This is a genomic window from Sphingobacterium sp. WM (assembly GCF_029542465.1).
GTDB lineage: Bacteria > Bacteroidota > Bacteroidia > Sphingobacteriales > Sphingobacteriaceae > Sphingobacterium > Sphingobacterium cellulitidis.
Window position 1 is genome coordinate 2,102,313 of sequence record NZ_CP120709.1, and the last position, 23,513, is coordinate 2,125,825.

Genomic DNA, 23,513 nt, shown 5'->3' on the forward strand with positions numbered 1-23,513 from the left:
CAGTTTAATGCGTCATATTTTTCCATTGATCCGAAATTTTATGCAAGCGCACCATGTAAATCAATAGCAAGATAATTTCCATCCGAATGGAAGGAGCCAGTCGAGAATCAAAATTTTCCAAATTAAAGATCCTAAACACACATATAAATAAACCAATTGAAGCCATTGTTTTTGCAAAAATCATCGCATGATCCTTTTCAAACCATAACATATACGCTGCAACAGCATTTAAAACAATTGTACAGAAAACTAAAATACTAAGCCAGTCAAATGCCTCTGAACCTTTGATACCGAAAATACTTTCTGAAATAGGATACTCAATAAACAGGTACAATAAATACTGAACAACAATGCCAATGCTACGCAGGAAAAATATCCAACAAAAATATTTTATCCAAATGGGTAATAGGTCCCTTCTCCTTTGAGGACCAGTTGGTAAATAGATATCATAAGTTTGTCCCATAATTTTAGCTTGAAATTAATGTTAATATAAAATTGACACTTATTTAATTTACAGAATTAAACATTGTAATCTACAATTAATTAATGAATTTTTCCTTATTATCCTGACTATTTATATTGGCATTAATATTGTTTCTTGGAGACCAAAATATTGAAAACCGTTTAGATATGAGAAAACTGATTTTTGGACTATTTGCTTTATCATTAGGATTTACTTCATGTGTTAAAGATGAATTCAACGTACAAGAAGAAATAAACATTGTAGGAACAGAATGGGAGGGAAGCGGTCAGATCAGCTCAGAATCAGATACCGTCGATTTAAGTTTAAATTTTTTAAAGGACGGTTTCCTCAATGCAACCTATGACACAACAGCTTGGTAATGAACCTATAATTTCCACCTAGAAACCCATAAAGGCATAATAATAGACTCGGCAAGTAGAGAAATTCCATTTCTAATTAAAGCAGACATCCTAAAATTAGTCATCCTAGAAGGTGACACCATCCAACTCCAAAAAATTAAATAACATCTACCTTTATAATATTAAAAGCTGATTTAACTTAAATCAGCTTTTTGCGTTTTGGGGTGGGAGGACTATACGCCCCTACCCATTTTTTCCAAAATAGATTCTTCATCTTCGATTAAGAAAGACAATCTCCCGTTTTTTTAGAATAAACAGATTCTTCGGCGCTGCTCAGAATCCCTCTTGTGGTAAATACCATATCAAGCCCCAGCGGGGCGACATATTTGTAGCACCATCGGTTCACATGAAATAGCCCTGTAGGGGCGACATATTTGTAGCACCATTGGTCCACATGATACAGCCCCAGCGGGGCGACATATTTGTAGCAATATCAGTTTATATGAAATAGCCCCGTTGGGGCGACATATTTGTAGGAACCCCAGAGGGGTTCAATATTAGTAACAAGCAAAACAATCAATAAAAACGCCAATAAAAGGCATCTATTTTATGTGTTTACGGTTAACCGTAAAATCGCTGTTGATATTGCTCTTAAATTCATGATTTATTATAAGAAATTCTAATTCAATTATGACTATGGAACAAGATCTTAAACTTAAGTTAGAGCAACTTCACCAAAGAGTTGATGCGTTGAAGGATCAAATTGGAACTGAAGAGGCTACAAAAAACGCCTTTGTTATGCCTTTTATTCAAATATTAGGATATGACATTTTTAATCCTACGGAAGTTATTCCAGAATTTATCTGTGATATAGGGACCAAAAAAGGAGAAAAGGTAGATTATGTCATAAAAAAGGATGATGAACCAATTCTGATAATCGAATGCAAACACTGGAAAGAGAATGCAGATGCCCATAACTCACAATTACATAGATATTTTCATGTATCAAAAGCTAGATTTGGCGTCCTTACAAATGGTCATATTTATAACTTTTATGCTGATCTGGAAAAACCTAATATAATGGATGAAAAACCATTCTTTACTTTAGATTTAAAGAATCTAAAAGATTCAAACTTGAAAATTTTAGAAAAATTCACGAAGAATGGCTACAATTTGGAAAGTATTTTAGATTCAGCTGAAGGATTAAAATATATTAAAGCAATTCGTTTTGAATTGGAGAAAGAATTAAATAGTCCTTCTGATGAATTTGTGAAAATGCTCGTTTCTAAGTTTTTTGATAAACCCATAATTGCCTCAAGATTGGCAGTATTTAAAGATTATTCCAAAAGAGCAATTTCAACGTTTATTAATGAAAGTATAAATTCTAGATTAAAGAATGCATTAAGCATCAATGAAAATATACCATCCAAAGAAGCGAATAATACTGAACCAATTGATGATAATTCTGGAAGCACTGACAAGCAAGATAAAATAAATACTACCGAAGAAGAAAAAGAGGGTTTTCAAATTGTAAAAGCAATCTTAAGGGAGATTTTGCCATCAAGTAGAATAGCATTTAGGGATACTCAATCTTATTTTGGAATTCTGTTAGATGATAATAATAGAAAGCCTATTTGCCGATTGCATTTTAATTCAGCGACGGTTAAATATATTGAGCTTTTTAATCAAGGAAAAGATAATGGTGAAAAAAAACAAATAGAATCTGTAGATGATATCTACAACTTTAAAACAGAATTACTAGCTACCATAAAAAATTATGAGGATAAATCTTAATTGAATATTTTCTTTTAAAATCAAAGTTTAGATTTCCATAATCTAGGGTTAATATGATGATGTGATCTAGAAAATTGTAATAGGCGTATGCGATACGCCCCTACCATTTTTCCCAAAATAGATTCTTCATCTTCGATTCAGAAAGACAATCTCCCGTTTTTTTAGAATAAACAGATTCTTCGGCGCTGCTCAGAATCCCTCTTGTGGTAAATACCATATCAAGCCCCAGCGGGGCGACATATTTGTAGCAATATCAGTTTATATGAAATAGCCCCTGTAGGGGCGGCATATTTGTAGGAACCCCAGAGGGGTTCAATATTAGTAACAAGCAAAACAATCAATAAAAACGCCAATCCAATTCAATCGCTAAAGCGATTGAATTGGATTGGCGTCTATTTATCTTGTACATATTTTTACTAATATTAAACTCCTACGGAGTTTCCGTTCAGATCATCGGACAACCTTTCAACAAACATATCTCCCCTCATCATTCCTTCCATTTCTTCAACCAGGATTGTTCCGCCTTAGTCAATGAATTGACATCGGCCACATATTTAGGATTTGGAATATACCAATTCACAGCCTCATAAAACGCCTTTAAATCCTTATCATTAAATACATATCCTCTGCGGGCATACGGTAAATTCCTTATTATTTTACGTTGTACAGAACTTAATGGTTGATCAATATTTATATTAGATAAAAGTCGGTATCATTGTTTTCAAGGCCATTTATATAATAATTAATACCATAAATAGTCAATTCACCTTCTGGTCTGAAATTCTTCTTTTGGAATTGAATTGTACCTTTTTGGATGAAAAATTCTACAGCATCCTTATCCTTTATTGAATTGACATCACCTTTAATATCCTTCATCTTGCCAATGCCTTTAATGGTCCAATCATTCTTTTGTGTGAAGAATGTTTTCGGAATATTGAACTCCTCAAAATCACCCATATCAACGATAAGGGTAAAATCATCGATTTGCTTATTTGCCCATCTATTTGCAGCAGTCAAGACATAGTCAAAATGATAATTGTAATCTATACTTCCAGAAACATCGAAAACATAGGTATGCTTTACAATATTCTTTCCGGGCTTGAACATTGCTTTAAAGTGGTACACATAAAAAAAATAAACTTCATTGCCGCTCGTGTTTCCATCAAAGGTTTTTAAATCAATAGACTTAATCTTTCCATCATTATTGTATAAGGAATCAGCAACATAAGCAACTTCATAATTCAATTTCTTATCATTCATGATCACCGTGAAATCCCGCATATATGGATGCAATCCTTTCTTCGGAGCCCCATCTACATCACCATTAGGAGATATAGCCTCAAATCCAACAATAATTTCCTTCGCCGCTGATGGGTTGAAAAACTCATAATAAACAGAGACTTCAATAAATTTGTTATTTACCTTTTTGACCTTCAATATTTCTTTTTGGACAGCAATATCACTTTCCTGAATTGGAATTAATTGATTTCCAGCAGCAAAATAGGCCCCATCATTAGCTAATAAACCCAAATGTAGAAGTAGAGTAAAGAGTAGTAAAATATGTCTTTTCATAGATACTGTGATTTATCGAACGTACTTGAGCAGCAATTCCTTTTTCTCATTGCTTTATATTATATACTTCGCTTTCTTGTCCTTTAAAAATAGTAAAATACTGAATAATAAATTAATAGATGCTAGATTAATGATGAATTCTTGAGCCGTAGCTAATCCCATTCCGCTTGTTCCTCCTGTGATCAATGCGTACTTGTCTGTAAATCTTTGCATAGTTTTTTATTAGTTATATAATGCAAAGATTGAAAAGTGTGGGCTGCTAGAAAATCTGAATCTTGCTGAGTTTATGAGGGGAGGGGGATTGATATTTTTTTGGACTATTACTCGAGAAAAACACAGTTTTTATTTTTCTGTCCAATATTTTTCCTTTAAATATTCTGTCTTTTTTATGTCGCAGCCTGATACAAATATTCTATATACAGGTCTGTCTATTCCATAATATGGTATTTGATCTTCAAAAAACGTTATTTCCATTGTCTGTAATATGTTTTTTAAATCCTTTATTTTATTAATATCTGCGGAAAAACCGATGCAATGTGTCCTAGCCCATTTGTCAGACTTAATCTGATTAAAAGCATATTCTACAATTTCACTCTCTGTCTTGAAGTATTTCAAATTGTCTTTTTGTCCACGTTCTGTATAAAACCATACATAAAGTCCGTCTGATTTGTCAATCCCAAAACCTTCATAAATACTACTCCCGTTTATGGAATAACTATCAAAGTTGAAGCATTTTTCTTTCATCCATTCTTCAAGTTCGATTATTGTCTTGGGTAAAAAAACGATATGCATGGGTTCAGGGTGTAAAATGAAATTATTTTGTGTATTAACTTTGCAGGATTACAACGTAAAACCTTTATACTAATGATTTAGGATTTATCTATTGTTGATCTACTAATTTCAATCTCAATAGAGGATAGTTTCTTCCTTGCTCGTCCTTATCAGTTCTCTCAAATATTTCAAATCCAAATTTTTGATAAAATTTCAGTGCTTTTGTGTTCTGCTCATTTACATCTACCTTGTCTGCATTTAGTTCTTTGACTGCGAAGTTTAATAATTTCTGTCCTAGCCCTTGACCGAAATATTCTGGGTCTAAAAAGAGCATTTCAACTTTTTTATCTTCAACAGCAATAAAACCCGATATTCTTTTTCCCTTTACTAAACAAAAAACCTGAAAATCATTGAAATTAATAGTATTGACTAATTCCTTAATTTCTTTAAAATCAGTTGGGGTCAAGAAATCGTGTGTCGCAAGAACTGATTTTTCCCAAACAGTCAAAACTTGTTGTTTATATGTATCGGAATATTTGATAATTTCAAAGTTCACGGTATGCATTGTGTTTAAATATTTACTTAGTGCTGTTGTAAAATTAAACAAAATATCAACTGTACCTATACCAATTGCATCTGGTGGAAGAAAAACTGTTTTCTGTAGAAGAGGAGGGGAATTAATGCCTATTTGCCTTTAAATTTTTGTATAGTTTTTAATTGTTTTATAATGCAAAGATTGAAAAGTAGGGGTGGTAAAAATCCGAAACATATTGAGTTTATGGGGAGGGGGTGAGTGAATTTTGAGGGAGAAAGATAATTGCATTTTTAATACTTAAATATTAAAGAAGGTGAACAATGAAAAGAAAGTAGATTCCAAGATATTTACTTTTTGATATATTTGAATAACCATTTTATTATAACATGAAATTCTTTATGAATTGGAAACCAATTCTCAAAATCAATTTATTTTGCTTGAAATAGACAATATGAAATATATTCTCTCAATTCTATTAATAATACTTTATAATTTTTCATTAGCACAAATTAATCTGCATGATTTTGCTGATATCCACAACAACAAAATTGTAGACGTAGAAGATATTTTATTAAGTAAGGGGTTTGAATTACAAAATCCAAAATACAAGAAGACTTTACTAAAGGAGTTCAACATTGCGGGAAATAAATCAATACTTTATTATTTTGCTAAGGAAGATGGCTTAGACACAAAAATGATAGGGAAAATTGTTTCAAATGACATAAATCTACTTACAGTTTATATGACTACTGATTCACAGGAGTATCAGCAAATGAAAAATGACCTAAATGAATATGGGTTTCAATTAGTCAATACAATTAGTATAAACCAATATAAATTTACTTACGAAAAAGATGGATTTGAAATAGGACTAATTACAGATTATTCTCCTGAATTGTATTCAAATATTTATGCAATGTATTTAATCGATAAAGGGAATAAAGAAAAAATATTAAAAGGGAGCAAAAAGAAATGAATAAATTCCATTGAATTTGGAAATATATAAAACATAAATACTAATCCTATTTATAATAATCAAATATTAATAAACTATAGATAATTTTGAATTTTTATACTAAATAAAGATACCTATAGGAAATATTTGGTAAAGTTCAATCCAATATTATTTGAAGTCTGAATACCATCCCTTGATGGGGGAGGCTTCATACAAATCAAGGCCGTTCGCTGTGCTCACTATGTTTTGTTGTTTTTGAAGGAGTCGGAGGGATTGGCTCAGCCCCACAATTCCCGCACTCCATCCCTGAGCCATCCCTTGTTGGGGGAGGCTTCATACAAATCAAAGCCCGTTCGCTGTGCTCACTATGTTTTGTTGTTTTTGAAGAATTTGCTCAAACAAGTTTGGCAAAAGCTTCAAAAACAACAAAACCTCGCTATTGCGAGGCTTTGATTTGTTTGGCGGAGAGTGAGGGATTCGAACCCCCGAACCTGTGACAGTTAACGGTTTTCAAGACCGCCGCATTCGACCACTCTGCCAACTCTCCGCGACAAAAGTAGAAATTTTTATACGCTCTCCAAAACTTAATTATTAGTAGCCTGAAAATGAGCCCGATTATTTTTATTACAACCCTTTTTAACCCGTTTTTCCGTTAAAAACCCCTAAATTTATTTACAACATTTACTTTTTTCCTTATTAATGCCGACTTTAGTATAAAGTCATTTTCAGCATGAAAAAAATCATTGTCTTCCTATTTTCATTATGCAATATCGCCCTTGCACAAAAATCAAATCTTGCTTTTGAAACCAAATTTTATAATGCTGAAGATCAATGGGTCGTTTTTAATAAAAAAGATAAACAAAATACCTATGCCCTAGGATTTATTTACCTAGATCCACAAAGCGGATATACCTACAAGTATGAAGGCGAACTGGAATATAAAAACAATAAATTCCATAAAATTCCTAGACTCGATACCTCTTCAAATATTATGGTAAGACTAGACCCCAATACTTTTGATGTAATGCCGCTGAATGATGAACAAATAAAATACCTTCATCTGAATCCTCAACCTGAATGGTTGAAACCGTATAAGGAAAATAGTGATTTCCTACAAAACAGGGTGCAAAGAGCATCTTGGATGAATGGGGCAGGAGCTAGCATTAAAGCTCTTCCAATTCTCCAAAAAGCATATCAGGAAGATCCTCATTTTCCAGGATTAGAATTTGAATTGGGATATGCCTATAATGCAACAGGAAGCTTTTATAAGGCTGTTATTGTTTTGAATAAAGCCTTAGAAAATAACCCCAGCAATTTCTGGTATTATAGGGAACTCGGTTTCTCATTAAAACACTTGAATAATCTTCCTGAAGCTGAAAAAGTATATAGAAAAGGAATTGAACTCGCATCTGATAAAACTCAAATTGCAGAAATGGCCATTAATATGGCGCAAAGTTACTTTCATGCCAAAGACAAACCCAAATTTGATGATTGGAAAGTAATCGTTGTCCAAAATTCTGAACCTGACTCTCAATACCGTGCTTACCTAAACTATTATGAAGAAAATTGGTATAGAGACCGTTGATATAATACCTTATAACCAAAATAATCATGTTAAAAGACCAACTTGAAAAACTTAGATATCCAATTGGAAAATTCAGCCAACCTGAACATATCAATCCGGAAACCATCGATTCCTGGATAAAAACGATTGCCAAATTCCCTGAATACCTGCGTAATGAAATTCAAAAATTACAGGATAAAGATTTTGAATTGACGTATCGGGAAGATGGCTGGACCATTAGACAGTTAATCCACCACTGTGCAGATAGTCATATGAATAGTTTTATTCGGTTTAAACTGGCATTGACTGAGGATACTCCCACCATAAAAACTTATAAGGAAGATCTATGGGCAAATTTGCCTGACAGTAATATGCCAATTGAAAGCTCCATGAAAATTTTGGATGGATTGCACCAACGTTGGGCTACGCTGCTATCAAACCTTTCCCTACAGGATTTGAAAAAACAATTTCGTAATCCTGAATCCAATAAAACGATTAGTATTGAAACTGCAATAGGAATTTATGCTTGGCATTGTAACCATCATCTTACCCACATTATCAATGCAAAAAAGCTATAGATAAGCTTGAAATCCTGTATAATTCTAATAAAATCAGTAAATTTAAGAATCAAAACTATCTAATAATGGAACAAATAACCCTTTTCAAAAGTGCTAGTCAAGCAATTGATAACCTGGATAATGGTGGTCAATTCTACAATATTTTTACTAAAGCAGATGATGACCTTATTTCTCAATCGGAAGTGTCAAAAGTGGCCGGAGCAAGCCTACCGAAACAAAAGGCTGTATTGTTTTTAAATCTGGCAATGTCCAAATTATCAGCTAGGGAACAACAGGAAATTGAAGGGAGATTCGATGATAAACTTTCTGATAATTTCCAGAAATATAGTCCGCAATCAATAAATTCTAATGCTGAATTAGAATCCTTGGATGCCGGAACTGGAGTGATTATTAGTGGTACCCCTCGCAAAATCGAAGGCGAAGGTGTCATTTCTGGTTTTATCTCTATTCCCGTGATCGATGTTTTTACATTAATCCCAATCAGTGAGACTTATATAGTTTATGAAATTAAAGATGATGTATCCGGAGAGGCTGTCCTTGTGGCACATGATAAAGACGCCGGCTTATTGCCTGAATCTCCAATTAAAATTGCCGGAGTTATCAAACAATTTCAATTAACGCAAGAAGATGAAAGTGAATTCCAAAAATTTATCGAAGTAGATTTTTATACGGAAAATATTGGGTAATCCTTATCCCAATAATATGGTATTTCAATAATAAGAGCGACAAAATTGTCGCTCTTATTCATTATTTAAATTAAATTATGCAAGATTATCTTAGTCTATCAATTCAAATTCTGCTTCTTGAACATCCCTCGAATTGGTTCCTATATAAACCTTAAACTTCCCAGGTTCTGAAATAAAATCAAGCTTTTGATTGTAAAATTTTAAATCTTCTTCACTGATTTCAAACTCAACGGTTTTCGATTTTCCCTTCTCTATCCATACTTTTTGAAAGCCTTTCAATTCTTTAACTGGTCTGGTTTGTGATGCAACCAAGTCCTGAATATATAATTGAACCACTTCCTCACCATTATACTGCCCCTTATTTTTGACCTGAACAGTAATTTTGAGCTTATCTGATTTGTTTATGGTTGCTTTCTCCAATTTCAAGGGACTATACTCAAATTCAGTATAGCTTAATCCAAATCCAAATGGATATAAAGGTTCATTGCTCACATCTAGGTAATTTGATCTAAATTTCTGAAACCATGCTGATTTTGCTAATGGACGACCTGTATTTTTCTCGCTGTAGTACATTGGTAATTGTCCTACATTCTGCGGAAATGTTGCCGGTAGTTTCCCTGATGGATTTACATCCCCAAAGAGTACATCCGCTACTGCTTTTCCGGTTTCTGTTCCCCCAAACCATACATTGAGAATGGCTGGAACATGTTCTTGTTCCCAAGTTAGGGTTAATGGTCTTCCAGCAAATAATACCAAAACTACGGGTTTACCTGTTTTTACCAAGGCTTCCAATAATCGTTTTTGGCTCTCCGGAATATTTAAATCAGTACGACTAGAGCTTTCTCCACTCATCTCAGAACTCTCACCCAAGGCTGCTACGATTACTTCCGCATTCTTGCTAACTTCCAAGGCCTCTGCAATAATTGCTTCAGATGAACGATTATCACGAGGAATGGTACGTCCAAACATGGTGGAACGCTCTTGTAATGCAGGATCATCCGTCAAATTTGCCCCCAAGTGTGTCACAATATCCACTTTATCTCCAAGTACTGAACGCATTCCTTCAACAAGTGATTGTGTATTTTCTAAATCAGCACTCACACTCCAGGTTCCTGGCATATTTGCCCCTGTATTTGCTAATGAACCTATTACTGCAACTGTACCCTGTTTTTTTAATGGTAGGGTATGGTTGGCATTCTTTAATAAGACAAATGATTTCCCGGCAGCTTCTCTTGCCAATTTTAAATTCTCTGGAGTTAATAGCTCTTTCTTCGCTCTATCTTCATCACAATATTTGAATGGATCTTCAAATAATCCCAATCTATATTTTGCTTCTAATACATAACGACAGGCTCGATTGATTTCTTCTTCTGATACTTTCCCTTCATCCAATGATTTCTTTAAAGTAGTCAAGAAGCCTTCACCAACCATATCCATATCCACTCCAGCCTTCAAGGAAAGTTCTGATACTTTCTGAAGATCACCAAGACCGTGGTCAATTAATTCATTGACAGCCGTATAATCGGTTACTACCAAACCGTTGAAATTCCAATCTTTACGCAATAAATCTGTCAATAACCACTGGTTCGCGCTTGCAGGAACTCCGTTGATATCATTGAAGGAAGTCATCACAGACATCGCTCCAGCATCAAGGGCTGCTTTATAGGGAGGTAAATATTCATTGTACATTCTATGTAAACTCATATCCGTCGTATTATAATCTCGACCGGATTCGGCCGCTCCATATAAGGCAAAATGCTTTACACAAGCCATCAAGGTGTTATTTTTACTTAAATCATCGCCTTGATAGCCTATAACCATTTCTTTTGCGATACGAGTACTCAAATAGGTATCCTCACCACTTCCTTCTGAAATTCTTCCCCAACGTGCATCCCTGGAAATATCAACCATAGGGGAAAAGGTCCAATTTAATCCATCTGCTGATGCTTCCGTAGCTGCTACACGGGCAGTTTTCTGAATCAAATTCATGTCCCATGTTGCTGCCAATCCCAATGGAATCGGAAAAATAGTCTTATATCCATGAATAACATCCATCCCAAAGATGATAGGTATCTTTAACCTCGATTGATTCACTGCTAATTCTTGGGCTTTCCGGATTCTGGAAGGGGAGGTCATACTAAAAATTCCTCCGATATTTCCGGCTTTAATCTTTGACTCTACATCTGTTGATACGACAGAACCCGTTGTCGCCTCGCCTGCAGTTACCAAATTCAATTGACCAATTTTTTCCTCAATCGTCATTTTCCCCATCAATTCATCAATGAATTTTCCCATCTTTTGGTCTGCTTGAGCAAATACCAAATGACTGCTGAAAATTAGTCCTGCACAGATGATGTTTCTAATTAATCTCATTCTCTTCAATTCTAAAAACTCAGCCCATTGCTGAGCTGAGTAACTAATTCTAACTATTAACTATTTCAGATTGGGACTCTGAAATCCTAATTTCTTCAAACCAGATTGTATCTCTGGTGCCTGCATAAACAAGTTCCAGATTAATCCAGATCGGTAATTTTCCATCATCACGACGATCGGCCCTTGGTCAATCGCTAAATATCGTTGTGGAAACCAATTCTCGGTTTCACTGTAAGCATCATAAAAACCATATTTCCCCCATACTTTATCGCCAAGCTGGTTGAATAAATATCTGGCAAATGCCATACTTTCCTTCGGTGTATATGGCGTAGAAGATAGGGCAGCTGTAGGACTAATAACGGATTTATCATTGTCTGGATGATGTGCATCATACCCTTTTATAGAATAAGATGCTGTCCAACCCCAACCTTTCTCTGATCCATAGCCTTTATATTTATTAGGATTCTCATCCGCATAGGCAATATTGATCTTAGCATGGTTAACTACCACTTCTCCATAATCTACATAGGCATCCTTTAAACCAGTTGGATTTAATCCTAAGAAGGAGTAGTGCGCCCAAAATAAGGGTCCTACCTGACCTTCCTTGGCATTGTGTTTTACCCCAATTGGAATATTGAATTTCTTTAAATCGGATTTTATCTTACCATTTCTTGCCCAACCTTGATTGTAAACCGCTGTGTCAATTGGATGAGTAGGTGAGGAACCGGCTAAAACATAGGTTACCAAACATTCATCATAGCCTTGAATCGGATGGTTCATACCGAAATCATGCGTAGGACTCCAGTGCCATAATAAAACATTCTTGCCATTGGTATAATGGTTCCAATCAACAGACTTCCAAAGGTCGTCTGCCTTCTTTGCAATTGATTTTTGTTCCTCAGACCCGTCCTTCAGGTATTCCCGAACAACGATTAATGATTGTGCTAAAAATGCAGTCTCCACGAGGTCACCACCATTATCCTTCTCACTAAAGGCTTTAACCTTTCCTGTATCGCCATGATACCAATGGGACCAAGCTCCTTTAAAACGTGGTATTTTCCCAAGAAAATCCATAATATGGTTTAATCGGTCTTCACCTTCCTTTTTACTGATGTATCCTCGTTCCATGCCGACCACTAATCCCATGATTCCAAATCCGCTACCGCCAATGGTAACGACATTTTCGTCATTCTCAGGATAAACACCATCAATATGAATCCTTTCTCTCGCCAAACCCGAATTCGGTTCTGCCCCTTCCCAAAAGTATTGAAAGGTTTGAGCCTGGATTTTGTTCATCAAGGAATCATTGGATAAGGAAACGCTATCCGCTGAAATACTGTCTTTTTGGTTTTCCCCTTTTTGTGAGTTCTGACAGGATGATAATCCTGTTGCTGCTAGTAATAATGCAATTGTTAGTGTCTGTAGCTTCATATATTAAATGTTTGGAGAAGTAAATCCTAATTTTTTTAATCCATTTTTGACTTCTGGACTTTTCATCAATAAGTTCCAGATTAATTTGCTGCGATGATTTTCAATACCAATGATAATTGGTCCCTGATTAATCGAAATAAAGCTTTCTGCAAACCAGGCTTGGTCCAAGGAAAATCCATCCTTAAAACCATATTGCCCCCATAAACGGTCACCCAGCTTATAATAAAAAAACTCTAATGCCTCTTTTGATTCTTTTGGAGTAAATGCCATGGATGTTAATGCCGCAGTAGGGCTAATTATCCCAAGGTCATTACTTGCAGACATCGCAGAATAACCATTTGGAATATCTCCCGCTGTTAAACCCCAGTTGGAAGAAGAATATCCATAATATCCCTTCGGATTAGATATGCAATAAGCTCTGTTGATTAAGGTCTGATTCTTAACTTGTTCTTCATAATCTGCATGTGCATCTTTCAACCCAATTGGATTGATTCCTAAAAAACTATATTGTGCAGTAAACAATGGCCCGCCTTGATCTGGCCCTAGGGGTAAAACTAAATTGAAAAAACTCTTCCCATTCTTGAATTGACCATTTCTTGTCCAACCTTCGTCATAAACCTTTTTCTCAATGCCATGTTGACTACTACCTGCAGCTAATACATAGGTGATCAATGATTCGTTCCAGCCCTGGATTTTTAGATTCATTTCCCAGGCATTACTAGGACTCCAATGCCAAAACAAAACGTTCTGCCCATTTTGAAAAAATTTCCATTCTACAGCTTGATACATTGCATTGATGTCCGCTGTGACTGTTGCATCCTTAAAATACTCTCTAGCAACAAATAATCCTTGAAAAAGGAGCGAAGTTTCTACCAGATCTGCGCCATTATCCTTAGTGCTGAAGGGCTGCGTTTTTCCAGTGGCACCATTATACCAATGGGAAAAGGCTCCATGATATTTATCAGCTGACTTTAAAAAGGTAATTATCTTTTTGGTCCTTGCTAGTCCTTCGGCTTTTGTGATAAAATTCCGATGAACGGCAGTAACAATAGCCATTAGACCAAATCCGGTCCCTCCGGTGGTAACGGTTTCTGTTGAACTATTTCGCTCCCGAATCATCCCTGAGTTAGGATGCGCAAAATCCCAGAAATAACTGAAAGTCTGTTTTTGAACTAAATTCAAAAGCTCTTCCTCAGAAATCCGCTTGAATTTATCAGATTGATCTATAGCTGTGTTGAATACAATATTATATTGCTGTTTTAAGCTATTATTCGAAGTGCTTTTTAAGGAGTTCTTTATTAATATTTCGTACTTAGATAAAGCTAATAGAGGCTTAGAGGGAGTAATGGAAACTCTCTTGCCTCCATCAATAAGTTTTACGCTGCTAGCCATGGTTGCCTTATCAGCGTTTAATAACTGAATTGTTGAGGATAAATCTTGACTAGCAAGGGTTTCATCAAAATCAATGGTTATTTCTGGGCTTAATGCAATGCCTTTGGAATTGATCTGTAAATCTTGATTGCCAACCTTTACAGAACTAAGGGCAAAACCAGAATCTGAAGGTTTGTTCGGAGCATCATTCTTGGAACAAGCCAAGAAAAGAAAACTGAACAATAGTATTGTGGAGTAAAGATTTCTCATGCTTGAAATTATATAAATAAGGGAAGATCAATTGACCTTCCCTCAAATTGTATGAAAATCTACCAGCCAGGATTTTGAACCATTTCTGGTGTTTGTATTAACTGATTGTTTGGAATTGGAAACAAGTATTGCTTAGCTTGAAATGCTTTTCCTGCAGCTTTCATCGCTGTTTCTGCTTGTTTTGTCCTTACTAAATCAAACCAACGGTCATGCTCCATCGCTAATTCTAAACGACGTTCTTTCCATATAGCTTGACGAATTCCCGCTTGACCAGTAGCTGTCGTATTAGGTAATTTTACACGATTACGAATAGCATTCAATGCTGACAACGCCTCTGCAGTATTTCCTAACTCATTCGCAGCTTCTGCTTTTATTAAGTACACTTCTCCTAATCGTAAGTACCTTAGATTCTTGTCGGTATCTCCAGCACCACCATTGGCAGATGAATAAGCCTTTTCATTGTACATTTCATTTTCCGTATTTCCAATCTTGACACCGTCAAACATGGTTTCATTACGGAAAATTATGGTTGCATCTCTTCGGATATCATCCTTTTCTGCGTTGAATGCATCCAAAAGGTTTTGTGATGGTGTATTAAATCCCCAACCAATTGCCGCCGTACCACCACGTGGTCCTTGCGTTTGAGAATATTGTTGGATACCATGGGCAATTGAAGATCCTCTAGCTTGAATTTCAAATAAAGATTCGCCGCCATTTTCACCCTCTAATCTCCAAATTTTCTCATAATTTGGTTCTAAACTATATTCACCTGAATTTATTACAGCTTGAGCCATATCATAGGCCTGTTGCCATTTTCCTTGATATAAGTAAACTTTCGATAATAAGCCTTGAGCAGCACCTTTAGTCGCACGACCCAAATCTTTACTCGCGTATTTTGACTTATCAGGAAGATTATTGATCGCAAATTGAAGATCTGCTTCGATATAAGCATAAACCTCAGATTGAGGTACTCTCTTAATTAAGTCCTGCTCTTGAATTGGAACATCACCCCAACCACGAACCAACCAAAAATAATTTAAAGCTCTCAAAAACCTTGCTTCTCCAATATAACGGTTCTTTAAGGTTTCATCCGTCAAACCATATCCTTCGGTATATTCAATGGCATTGCTGGCACGACCAATGGATTTGTACCATTGTTCCCATAATGCTGCAAATGAACCTGCAGTGGAGGTATAAGTCAAATTATCCAAAATATCCTTGTCACTACCTGTATCTGTAGGAGAGGAACCTTTATCTGAATTATCGGAAATTATCTCTGTAATCCCTAAAAAAGAAAAACCATAATTCCAATCTGTGAACATCCCATAAATACCATTGATCAAAACCTCCGGTGAGTAATTCTGATTACTATCTTCAGCCTCAATTATTTCTTTAGATGGTACGTCTAGAAAGTCCTTGGCACAACCCGTCATTAAAAGACCTGCAGCTGCCAATAATGCTATATTTAAATTTCTGAATTTCATATTTGTCGTCTTTAATGATTTAGAACTGTACATTGATACCAAACAAGAAGTTTCTTGTAGTTGGATAAGCCGATAATTCTATACCCGAGGTCAACTGTGGATTTCCATCACTAGGGATCTCAGGTGAAAATCCTGTATATTTTGTGAACATAAATGGATTCTGAGCCGTAAAATACAACCTCATGTTGGAAGTCGAATTGTATAGCTTTTTGAAGGTATACCCCAAGGTGATATTGTTAATTCTGAAATAATTTCCTGATTCTAGGTAATAATTTGAAGCATAAGAATCTCTATCTGCACCAGGATTGATATTCGAGTTATTTGTTGGAGTCCAACGGTTCAAATAAGTTTCCTCGGTGATATTTTCACCACCATTGATCCGAGTACCTTTTAATGCATTATAGATTTTGTTTCCTGCAACACCGTATCCTGAAAGTGAAAAATCAACAGATTTGTAGTTGATACCAAGGTTTACACCATAGGTTGATGACGGCATATAGGATCCAAAAAATACTTTATCTCTATTATCGATTACGCCATCATCATTTTGATCTTTGTATTTCAAATGGCCAGGTCTTGGAGAACCATATTTTACACCGTTGTCAATTTGATCTTGATTCTGCCAAACCCCATCTGTTTCCCACATCCACCAACCATAAAGTGGTTGATTTGCTTTAATCTGCTTTGTGATTTGTCCATTTGCAAGACTTCCTCCATAAGCTCCATCATATGCTGGTTTTACCTCTTTCAACTCATTGTGGTTGTAGGCATAATTAACACCGATATTGTAATTGAAATCCTCAGAAATAGAATTTTTCCAATTTAAAACTACCTCAATACCATTGTTTCTAACCTTACCACCATGGTCATAAAAGTTATTCGAGAAAGGTGAATTTAAGATTGGAATCACATTCATTAATAAATTGGAATTCAATTTATCATAGTAATCAAAGGATCCTGATAGTTTTCTATCAAACATTTCAAAGTCTAAACCAACGCCAGTCTCATAGGTTTTTTCCCATTTCAAAGGCATTGCTGGACTACCAAATGCTGCTCCTAATACCAAATCTTGGTTCGGGCCAAATACATAATTTAAGTTCGAACTACCGTCAGCAGTTAATAATTGTGATACGTTCAATGGAATATCCTGATTTCCTAAAACACCCCAGTTAGCTCTTAATTTCAAAAAGTTTAATACTGTGTTATCTTTCATGAAATCCTCATTGGAAATCGTCCAACCTATACCAAACGAAGGGAAGTTTTCAAAATAATCTCCTGTAGATCTAAAAATACTAGAACCATCTCTTCTGAAGGTTGCTGTGGCATAATATTTACTGTTATAGTTGTACTGAACACGGCCAAAATATGAAGCTAATGCAATCGGTGTATGGAAAGTTTGGTTCAGAATTTTGGTATATTCTGGATCGGCCATGTCAATATTCCAATATTGTTCTTGTGCTAATAAATCATATCCTGTACCTGATAACATATTGCTGATGTTGTACTTTTCTCTAGAAAAACCTGCTACAGCGTTCAGTTGATGACCATTAAAATTCTTGTCAAAAGTCAAAAACGTTTCCCACTGCCATCTAAAATCTTCATTCTTTTTATAACTCAAACTGTTGTTTGCGTATTGGGTCACATTCGGATTATCATTTTTTAACTTCTCAAAATCAGCCTCTGTTCGCAGCGGACTACCATTTAACCATGCATCCTTGATATCTGAAAATGTTCTTTCGTTGCTGAAAATCTTTGTTCCACCAATACGGGAATTGATTTTTAAGAAATCTAAGATTTGGTATTCACCTTCAATACCTCCTTGAATCCGAGTGCTATTATTTAGCTGATTTGCTCTTTTAATCGCATAAATTGGATTACCAATGGAGTTTAAATTTCCGGTGGACTCGCCTGGTTGTGTTTGATAGCCTGCGACTCCAGTAGTCGTATTATAAATAGAAGTACCATAGCGACCATTATCAAACATCACTGGTGCCAGTGGAGTTTGACGATAGGCATCATTGAATGAACTATATGGCTTTGGAGTAGATTTATTGAATGAAAGATTTAATGTCTGATTAAATTTAAGTTTGTTGTTTAAAAACTTGTAAGTGTTGTTGTTTCTAATAGTATTTCTTGAAAATTTGGAACCGTCTAAAATTCCATTCTCTGTGAAATTATTTACACTTACAAAATAATCAACGATTTCAGATCCCCCTGATAAGTTAATGGCATTATTATAAACTGTACCATTTTGCAACATCTCATCAAACCAATTTGTATTATTGCTTTGGCTTGTATTTAATAATGTTCCTTTTCCGATACCTTTAATATTCTCATTGTAATATTCGATATATTGGGATGCATTAGCCATTTTGACTTGATTCAGCATGTTTTTCATGCCTACATAGCCTTCATAACCAATTTTTATTGATCCCATTTTACCTTTTTTAGTAGTTACCATGATCACCCCATTGGATGCACGAACACCATAAATGGAAGCTGAAGAAGCATCTTTTAAGACATCAATGGATTCAATATCCGAAGGATTGATGCTATTCAGATTGTCCATTGGAAAACCATCCACAATGTATAAAGGGTTTCTACCTGCTAAGGCAGTACCAAGACCACGAATGGTAACTTGTGGAGTAGATCCTGGAGCTTCAGAAGCAGTCACATTAAGACCTGCAACTTTACCTTGGATTGATTGCATCGCCGACATGGCTGGTTGTTTAACAATATCTGCAGCTTTTACACTACCGATAGCTCCCGTTAAATCAACCTTCTTTTGAGTACCATAGCCGACCACGACAACTTCCTCTAAAGCTAAATTCTCATCATCCAAGAAAACATTGATTTGACTCTTATCACCTACGATAATAGTCTTTGAAACGAATCCCACAAAGGAAAATACTAATGAATCAGTAGGAGTAGCCTCTAGGCTAAAACGGCCTGCCTCATCCGTTTGTGTCCCACCTGATTGTCCACTAATAGTAACGGAAACGCCAGGCAAAGTCATCATGCTTTGACTGTCCTTCACCGTTCCTGTAACGGTTTTGCTTTGTCCATATAGCCAGGTCATGCTGATAAGGAAAACAAAGGTCAGGGTAAATAACTTCCTCATATAACAAATGGTTTTAATTGAGTAAATAATGTTTAGTAGTAAAAAAGTGTGTATTCACTTAACAAATATGTGATGTATTGGTTTGTAATTGAAATTTTCTATATATACATTACTACTACATGAAAAAAATACTTTCTCATTCTATTATTAAGTAAATATTAAAAGACTGAAAATAAATCTGTTGACATTATTATATAATTCACAACTTGAACACTAAAGTGTATAAAATACACATATAGTTTTGTGTCACTATGATGTAGTGTTGTAGTAGTAAAAAGTAAATAATAACTAAAAATAATTTTAAAAATATGGGTGAGAATAGAGAATTTTACTAAAAATCAGCTAAAAAAACAATTCTTTTAGCATAAGGATCTTTCAGTTTGTTATCAAATTTTATTGAAAATAATAGGTGAGTGGAGACTATTTTTTAAAGTTCCAACAAGAACTCGGTTAAATTTTTTGTCGTATGTAAATTCAATTTTTTACGAAGTCTATAGCGACGAATTTCAACTCCGCGGGTACTAATATTTAAAAGGGATGCAATCTCTTTACTTGACATATTCAGTCTTAGATAAGCACATAGTTTTAAATCATTCGGCACAAGTCCTGGATAGTCTGCTTTTAACTTTTTGAAAAAGTTTTCATGGGCCTCATTAAAGCTCTTTTCAAATAAATCCCAATCCCGATCATCACTGTGTGCCTCATCAATCAGTTTGCTGACTTTTCGAAGTTGATCCTGACTTAACTTGTTCCCATTGGTATCATTAATATTGGTTAATTCATGGTGCAAGTTATTCAGCATTTCATTTTTATAGACAATATTCATGGCAGCATTGGCAAGTTCTCGATTCTTGCTTTCCAATTCTTGCTCCAATTGAATATTCTTTAAGGAGATTAATTTCTTCTCATTGGCCGCTGTTTCCCTAGCTAGACGCTCTTCCTGTTCGGCCATTAATTTCATCTTAAGCTGTCTTTGGTGCTTTAATAAGCGGTTTTCATATCCTTTCTTTCCATAATAAAGGATTAATACCAATAATAGTAAATAACCTGTTAAGGCAGGCCAACTTAAATACCATGGTGGCAGAACTTTAAAACTAAAGGCTGTAATTTCAGATTTGATTCCATTCGGTGTAATTGCCCTGACTTGAAAGGTATAATTCCCAAATGGTAAATTGGTAAAATCCTTAAATGCAATTTCCTCCCAACTCGACCAGGCTTCTGTATAACCTTCTAAATAATACTGGTACCGTAAGGATGCCGAGGAATACCAAGGCGATGCAAATGAAATCCGAATATTATTTTCATCATTCGGTATTTCAAGCTCATCAAAAATTGGATAGGGTTCAGCTGTAGTATTCCAAATACTACTGATCAATGGCTTAGGTATATTCTGCTGAACAGGATATTGATTAAAATACAAGGCAAAACCATTGTCCAAACCTATTAGTGAAAGGTTATTGTCGACATTTAAGACTTGTTCATACTCGTTCATCATCCTGCCTTTAAGGGAATTCCATGAACTTGAGTCAATCTTTAGTTTACCATCACTCAAAAATTGAATCTTCGCTAAATGTGATTTCTTAATAAACCAATAAATATTATTTGAGATCGGAATTACCTTATTCGCATTGGAGAAAGAGGCTAATTGGTTATTTAATTCTTCATAAGGTTTAAATGCTCTAAGGATATTGTCATATAAATAGAAGCCTGAATCACTGGCAAAGACAATATTATTGGCTAAATCATAAATCCCGTATAGCTTGGTTTCTTTAGGCAAACCATTATTCTCTAATTTTAGTTCTGTTGCTTCCTGATAATTTGGACTTAACTTAAAACTGAACACATTCTGGTTATTACTTAACCAAAAGCTCTCAGGACCCGATTGAATAATATTTCGAATAGGATCTTTTTTATAGGAAAACTGCTTGATAAAGGACGCATCCGGATTACTCTGCATTAAACTAACTCCAGTATAATTCGCCTGAAGCCAGTAATTGCTGTCTTTAATGGTTGCAAAATTCCAAGCTCCGGTCACTGATGAAATCTTAAGCATGCTATTCCCATCCACAACGAAAGTACCATTATTATGGCCACAGATCAGTTGCCCTGCTATATTCTCTAATTTCCAAACCTGTCCTTGGGAATTTGGTATTACCCGGAATTCCAATGACTTATAATGATCCACACCATGCCAGTCACTTACAAATAAACCTTGATTCGTCCCTAAATAAATCTTATTATGATAGATTATGGAGGTGTAAACCGTGCCAATGTTTCCCGTAAGATCTGCAAAATAATATAATGGACTATTGATATCTATTCGATCAATTCCATTATCCAGACCAACCCATAAATTGGATTGCTTGTCAATTGCCAGACTTAAAACCGTATTATTTTGAAGACCATTATTTTTATTAATATGCTGTACAATTTCTCCAGTTTGATTTATGATGATTACTCCGTTTTGAATGGTACCAAAGGCGTATTGATTTCCATAAAGTTTTACTCCACTATTAATCTGGTATTTCTTTAGAAAATCTTGAGCCTCGGACGCCCAAGGTACAATACTACCGTCTGCATTCATCTTGAAAACCCCATTTCTATCCGTGCCAATCAGAATTTCAGTAGAACTGTAGGGAAGCATGGTTAAGATGTTATATCCTAATAACTTATCCTTGTCTTTAAGTGGGGATAGTTGATTTCCTTGGAAGCTAAAAAGCCCTGATGGAATTTGCTCAAAAAACATCTTGCCATTCACCTGGAACCCAAATAGAAATGGTTCACCATTGGCTGTTATGGTTTGAATTTGATTATTGGCGTACAGGTAGCTTTTAGAGAAGGTATGGAAGTATATCTTATCACCATCATTGATAATTCGCCAGATCTCATCATTTTTTAATGCTTGCTGATCTTTTACAAGGCCTGATAAGCTTGTATAACTCATCTTCCCATAATCAGAGCGCGTCCAATACCCGAATTCACCTGCACCACCTACAAATATCTTACCTGTAGCGTCAATATAAACACTTCGAAGTCCGGCATGATTTTTCATTCGATGCAATTCCCATTCCTGGCCATTAAAGGATAGTAATCCTTCGGTATTGGCTGAGTAAATCATCCCATCGGGAGCTACAGCGATTCCCCAGTTCTGATTTCCGGCTTTATAGCTGGTCTTGGCATACTGTTGAACAAATGGGGAGCCTACACGAGGGATGTTTTGCCCAAATGATGCTGCCATTTGTCCGACAGTCAGCAATAAAAGAATGATTGATTTAATTAATTTCATGTTCTTCTGTCCTCAAATATAATAAAAGCTTGTTATGAACATTAAAATTGTCATTGGCTACTTAATGGAAAATCATTTAATTTGTATATGCTGAAGTTTGCAAACGCAAAAATTAACCTTGGTCTACATATCCTGAGCAAACGGGAGGATGGATACCATGAACTGGAAACCATTTTTTATCCGGTGAAGATCTATGATGTCGTAGAAATCCTGCCTTCGGAAAAACTCGAACTTCAAATCTGGAATTCAGATTTAACCGCCGATGACCAAAACCTTTGTCTTAAAGCTTATCATTTATTGAAGCAGGATCAGCATATCGATCCAGTCAAAATACATCTATTAAAGAACATACCGATTGGCGCAGGATTAGGTGGAGGTTCATCTGATGCAAGCTCAACCTTAGAACTTTTGAATAATTACTTCAAGTTAAACTTGAGCAAGGACCAGTTGAAAAGCTATGCAGCCAAATTAGGTGCAGATTGTCCATTTTTTATTGACAACCAAGCCATGTATGCACAAGGCATAGGGACCGAATTAAGCGAGATCGATGTTGATCTAAGCGCATATCAGATAGTGGTCATCAAACCCGATATCCATATCTCAACTGCTGAAGCATACCGAAATGTAAGTCCAATGACTCCAAGTGTCAACCTCAAAGAAGCTATCCGACTTCCCATTCAAGAATGGAAATATCAGATAATTAATGATTTTGAAATATCTCTTTTTGACCGATATCCAGTAATCGGGGATATTAAAGCAAAACTTTATGAAAAAGGAGCTATCTACGCTTCAATGAGCGGATCAGGCTCATCTGTGTTTGGCATATTCGAAGATTTAGAAGGACTCGAGGAACTAAATAAATATGGAAAGGTTTTTCTGCCTGTAAATTTATAAGTAAGC

General features: G+C 35.4%; 18 protein-coding genes and 1 tRNA gene. 7 read left to right on the forward strand and 12 right to left on the reverse strand.

All coding sequences use genetic code 11. The annotated features are described in order from the left end of the window. Positions 1-4: 4 nt before the first annotated feature. The gene (locus PZ892_RS09045; RefSeq protein ID WP_277712861.1) at positions 5-463 is read right to left on the reverse strand and encodes a hypothetical protein; all 459 of its coding nucleotides are present in this window, start codon (positions 461-463) and stop codon (positions 5-7) included. 167 nt (positions 464-630) lie between these two features. Between PZ892_RS09045 and PZ892_RS09050 the strand changes: the two genes are divergently transcribed. Beyond that, positions 631-843, forward strand: a complete 213-nt coding sequence (locus tag PZ892_RS09050; RefSeq protein WP_277712862.1) for a hypothetical protein — start codon at positions 631-633, stop codon at positions 841-843. Positions 844-1,518: 675 nt separating this feature from the next. Next, positions 1,519-2,616 carry a type I restriction endonuclease gene (locus PZ892_RS09055; RefSeq protein WP_277712863.1) on the forward strand — a complete coding sequence of 366 codons (1,098 nt, stop codon included), beginning with the start codon at positions 1,519-1,521 and terminating at the stop codon, positions 2,614-2,616. A gap of 690 nt (positions 2,617-3,306) precedes the next feature. Here the strand turns inward: PZ892_RS09055 and PZ892_RS09060 are convergent. From PZ892_RS09060 to PZ892_RS09075, 4 genes are all read right to left on the reverse strand, one after another. After that, positions 3,307-4,188 (reverse strand): hypothetical protein, encoded by an 882-nt coding sequence (locus PZ892_RS09060; protein ID WP_277712864.1) that lies wholly within the window; start codon positions 4,186-4,188, stop codon positions 3,307-3,309. Between the two features lie 54 nt (positions 4,189-4,242). After that, positions 4,243-4,401 carry a hypothetical protein gene (locus PZ892_RS09065; RefSeq protein WP_277712865.1) on the reverse strand — a complete coding sequence of 53 codons (159 nt, stop codon included), beginning with the start codon at positions 4,399-4,401 and terminating at the stop codon, positions 4,243-4,245. Positions 4,402-4,530: 129 nt separating this feature from the next. Then, on the reverse strand, positions 4,531-4,980 hold the full coding sequence (locus PZ892_RS09070; RefSeq protein WP_277712867.1) for a hypothetical protein: 450 nt from the start codon (positions 4,978-4,980) through the stop codon (positions 4,531-4,533). Between the two features lie 88 nt (positions 4,981-5,068). After that, positions 5,069-5,515, reverse strand: coding sequence for a GNAT family N-acetyltransferase (locus PZ892_RS09075; RefSeq protein ID WP_277712868.1), 447 nt, complete (start codon positions 5,513-5,515; stop codon positions 5,069-5,071). Positions 5,516-5,945: 430 nt separating this feature from the next. Here PZ892_RS09075 and PZ892_RS09080 point away from each other — a divergent pair, with 430 nt between their 5' ends. Further along, positions 5,946-6,470 carry a hypothetical protein gene (locus PZ892_RS09080; RefSeq protein WP_277712869.1) on the forward strand — a complete coding sequence of 175 codons (525 nt, stop codon included), beginning with the start codon at positions 5,946-5,948 and terminating at the stop codon, positions 6,468-6,470. A gap of 438 nt (positions 6,471-6,908) precedes the next feature. Here PZ892_RS09080 and PZ892_RS09085 read toward each other — a convergent pair. Then, positions 6,909-6,996 (reverse strand) — tRNA-Ser (locus PZ892_RS09085). Between the two features lie 183 nt (positions 6,997-7,179). On the opposite strand from PZ892_RS09085, the gene PZ892_RS09090 reads away from it, so the two are divergent. The 3 genes from PZ892_RS09090 to PZ892_RS09100 all read left to right on the forward strand — a co-directional run bounded on the left by PZ892_RS09090 (position 7,180) and on the right by PZ892_RS09100 (position 9,277). Continuing rightward, positions 7,180-8,034, forward strand: a complete 855-nt coding sequence (locus tag PZ892_RS09090) for a tetratricopeptide repeat protein (protein WP_277712870.1) — start codon at positions 7,180-7,182, stop codon at positions 8,032-8,034. Positions 8,035-8,060: 26 nt separating this feature from the next. After that, a complete protein-coding gene (locus PZ892_RS09095) occupies positions 8,061-8,591 on the forward strand; it encodes a YfiT family bacillithiol transferase (protein WP_277712871.1) in 531 nt (176 codons plus the stop codon). A 65-nt stretch (positions 8,592-8,656) separates the two neighbouring features. Next, positions 8,657-9,277 (forward strand): hypothetical protein, encoded by a 621-nt coding sequence (locus tag PZ892_RS09100; protein WP_277712873.1) that lies wholly within the window; start codon positions 8,657-8,659, stop codon positions 9,275-9,277. Between the two features lie 90 nt (positions 9,278-9,367). On the opposite strand, the gene bglX is transcribed toward PZ892_RS09100, so the two are convergent. From bglX to PZ892_RS09130, 6 genes are all read right to left on the reverse strand, one after another. Next, entirely contained in the window at positions 9,368-11,650 is a 2,283-nt protein-coding gene (gene bglX, locus PZ892_RS09105) for a beta-glucosidase BglX (protein WP_277712874.1), read from the reverse strand. 60 nt (positions 11,651-11,710) lie between these two features. Continuing rightward, on the reverse strand, positions 11,711-13,081 hold the full coding sequence (locus PZ892_RS09110) for a glucoamylase family protein (protein WP_277712875.1): 1,371 nt from the start codon (positions 13,079-13,081) through the stop codon (positions 11,711-11,713). 3 nt (positions 13,082-13,084) lie between these two features. After that, positions 13,085-14,722, reverse strand: coding sequence for a glucoamylase family protein (locus PZ892_RS09115; protein WP_277712876.1), 1,638 nt, complete (start codon positions 14,720-14,722; stop codon positions 13,085-13,087). A 59-nt stretch (positions 14,723-14,781) separates the two neighbouring features. Further along, on the reverse strand, positions 14,782-16,206 hold the full coding sequence (locus PZ892_RS09120) for a RagB/SusD family nutrient uptake outer membrane protein (protein WP_182498620.1): 1,425 nt from the start codon (positions 16,204-16,206) through the stop codon (positions 14,782-14,784). Positions 16,207-16,225: 19 nt separating this feature from the next. After that, positions 16,226-19,327 carry a TonB-dependent receptor gene (locus PZ892_RS09125; RefSeq protein ID WP_277712878.1) on the reverse strand — a complete coding sequence of 1,034 codons (3,102 nt, stop codon included), beginning with the start codon at positions 19,325-19,327 and terminating at the stop codon, positions 16,226-16,228. Positions 19,328-19,754: 427 nt separating this feature from the next. Further along, entirely contained in the window at positions 19,755-22,613 is a 2,859-nt protein-coding gene (locus PZ892_RS09130; protein WP_277712880.1) for a triple tyrosine motif-containing protein, read from the reverse strand. 87 nt (positions 22,614-22,700) lie between these two features. Between PZ892_RS09130 and ispE the strand changes: the two genes are divergently transcribed. After that, positions 22,701-23,507: a 4-(cytidine 5'-diphospho)-2-C-methyl-D-erythritol kinase gene (gene ispE / locus PZ892_RS09135; protein WP_277712881.1), complete on the forward strand. Its 807-nt coding sequence runs from the start codon at positions 22,701-22,703 to the stop codon at positions 23,505-23,507. Positions 23,508-23,513 lie beyond the last annotated feature (6 nt).

Excerpts from the sequence above, each read along its gene's own strand:
- ispE (WP_277712881.1), top strand. The coding sequence starts at position 22,701 with ATGCTGAAGTTTGCAAACGCAAAAATTAACCTTGGTCTACATATCCTG.
- PZ892_RS09120 (WP_182498620.1), bottom strand. The coding sequence starts at position 16,206 with ATGAAATTCAGAAATTTAAATATAGCATTATTGGCAGCTGCAGGTCTT.
- PZ892_RS09110 (WP_277712875.1), bottom strand. The coding sequence starts at position 13,081 with ATGAAGCTACAGACACTAACAATTGCATTATTACTAGCAGCAACAGGA.
- PZ892_RS09055 (WP_277712863.1), top strand. The coding sequence starts at position 1,519 with ATGGAACAAGATCTTAAACTTAAGTTAGAGCAACTTCACCAAAGAGTT.
- PZ892_RS09090 (WP_277712870.1), top strand. The coding sequence starts at position 7,180 with ATGAAAAAAATCATTGTCTTCCTATTTTCATTATGCAATATCGCCCTT.
- PZ892_RS09045 (WP_277712861.1), bottom strand. The coding sequence starts at position 463 with ATGGGACAAACTTATGATATCTATTTACCAACTGGTCCTCAAAGGAGA.
- PZ892_RS09070 (WP_277712867.1), bottom strand. The coding sequence starts at position 4,980 with ATGCATATCGTTTTTTTACCCAAGACAATAATCGAACTTGAAGAATGG.
- PZ892_RS09095 (WP_277712871.1), top strand. The coding sequence starts at position 8,061 with ATGTTAAAAGACCAACTTGAAAAACTTAGATATCCAATTGGAAAATTC.
- PZ892_RS09130 (WP_277712880.1), bottom strand. The coding sequence starts at position 22,613 with ATGAAATTAATTAAATCAATCATTCTTTTATTGCTGACTGTCGGACAA.
- PZ892_RS09100 (WP_277712873.1), top strand. The coding sequence starts at position 8,657 with ATGGAACAAATAACCCTTTTCAAAAGTGCTAGTCAAGCAATTGATAAC.
- PZ892_RS09080 (WP_277712869.1), top strand. The coding sequence starts at position 5,946 with ATGAAATATATTCTCTCAATTCTATTAATAATACTTTATAATTTTTCA.
- PZ892_RS09115 (WP_277712876.1), bottom strand. The coding sequence starts at position 14,722 with ATGAGAAATCTTTACTCCACAATACTATTGTTCAGTTTTCTTTTCTTG.
- PZ892_RS09125 (WP_277712878.1), bottom strand. The coding sequence starts at position 19,327 with ATGAGGAAGTTATTTACCCTGACCTTTGTTTTCCTTATCAGCATGACC.
- PZ892_RS09060 (WP_277712864.1), bottom strand. The coding sequence starts at position 4,188 with ATGAAAAGACATATTTTACTACTCTTTACTCTACTTCTACATTTGGGT.
- PZ892_RS09065 (WP_277712865.1), bottom strand. The coding sequence starts at position 4,401 with ATGCAAAGATTTACAGACAAGTACGCATTGATCACAGGAGGAACAAGC.
- bglX (WP_277712874.1), bottom strand. The coding sequence starts at position 11,650 with ATGAGATTAATTAGAAACATCATCTGTGCAGGACTAATTTTCAGCAGT.
- PZ892_RS09050 (WP_277712862.1), top strand. The coding sequence starts at position 631 with ATGAGAAAACTGATTTTTGGACTATTTGCTTTATCATTAGGATTTACT.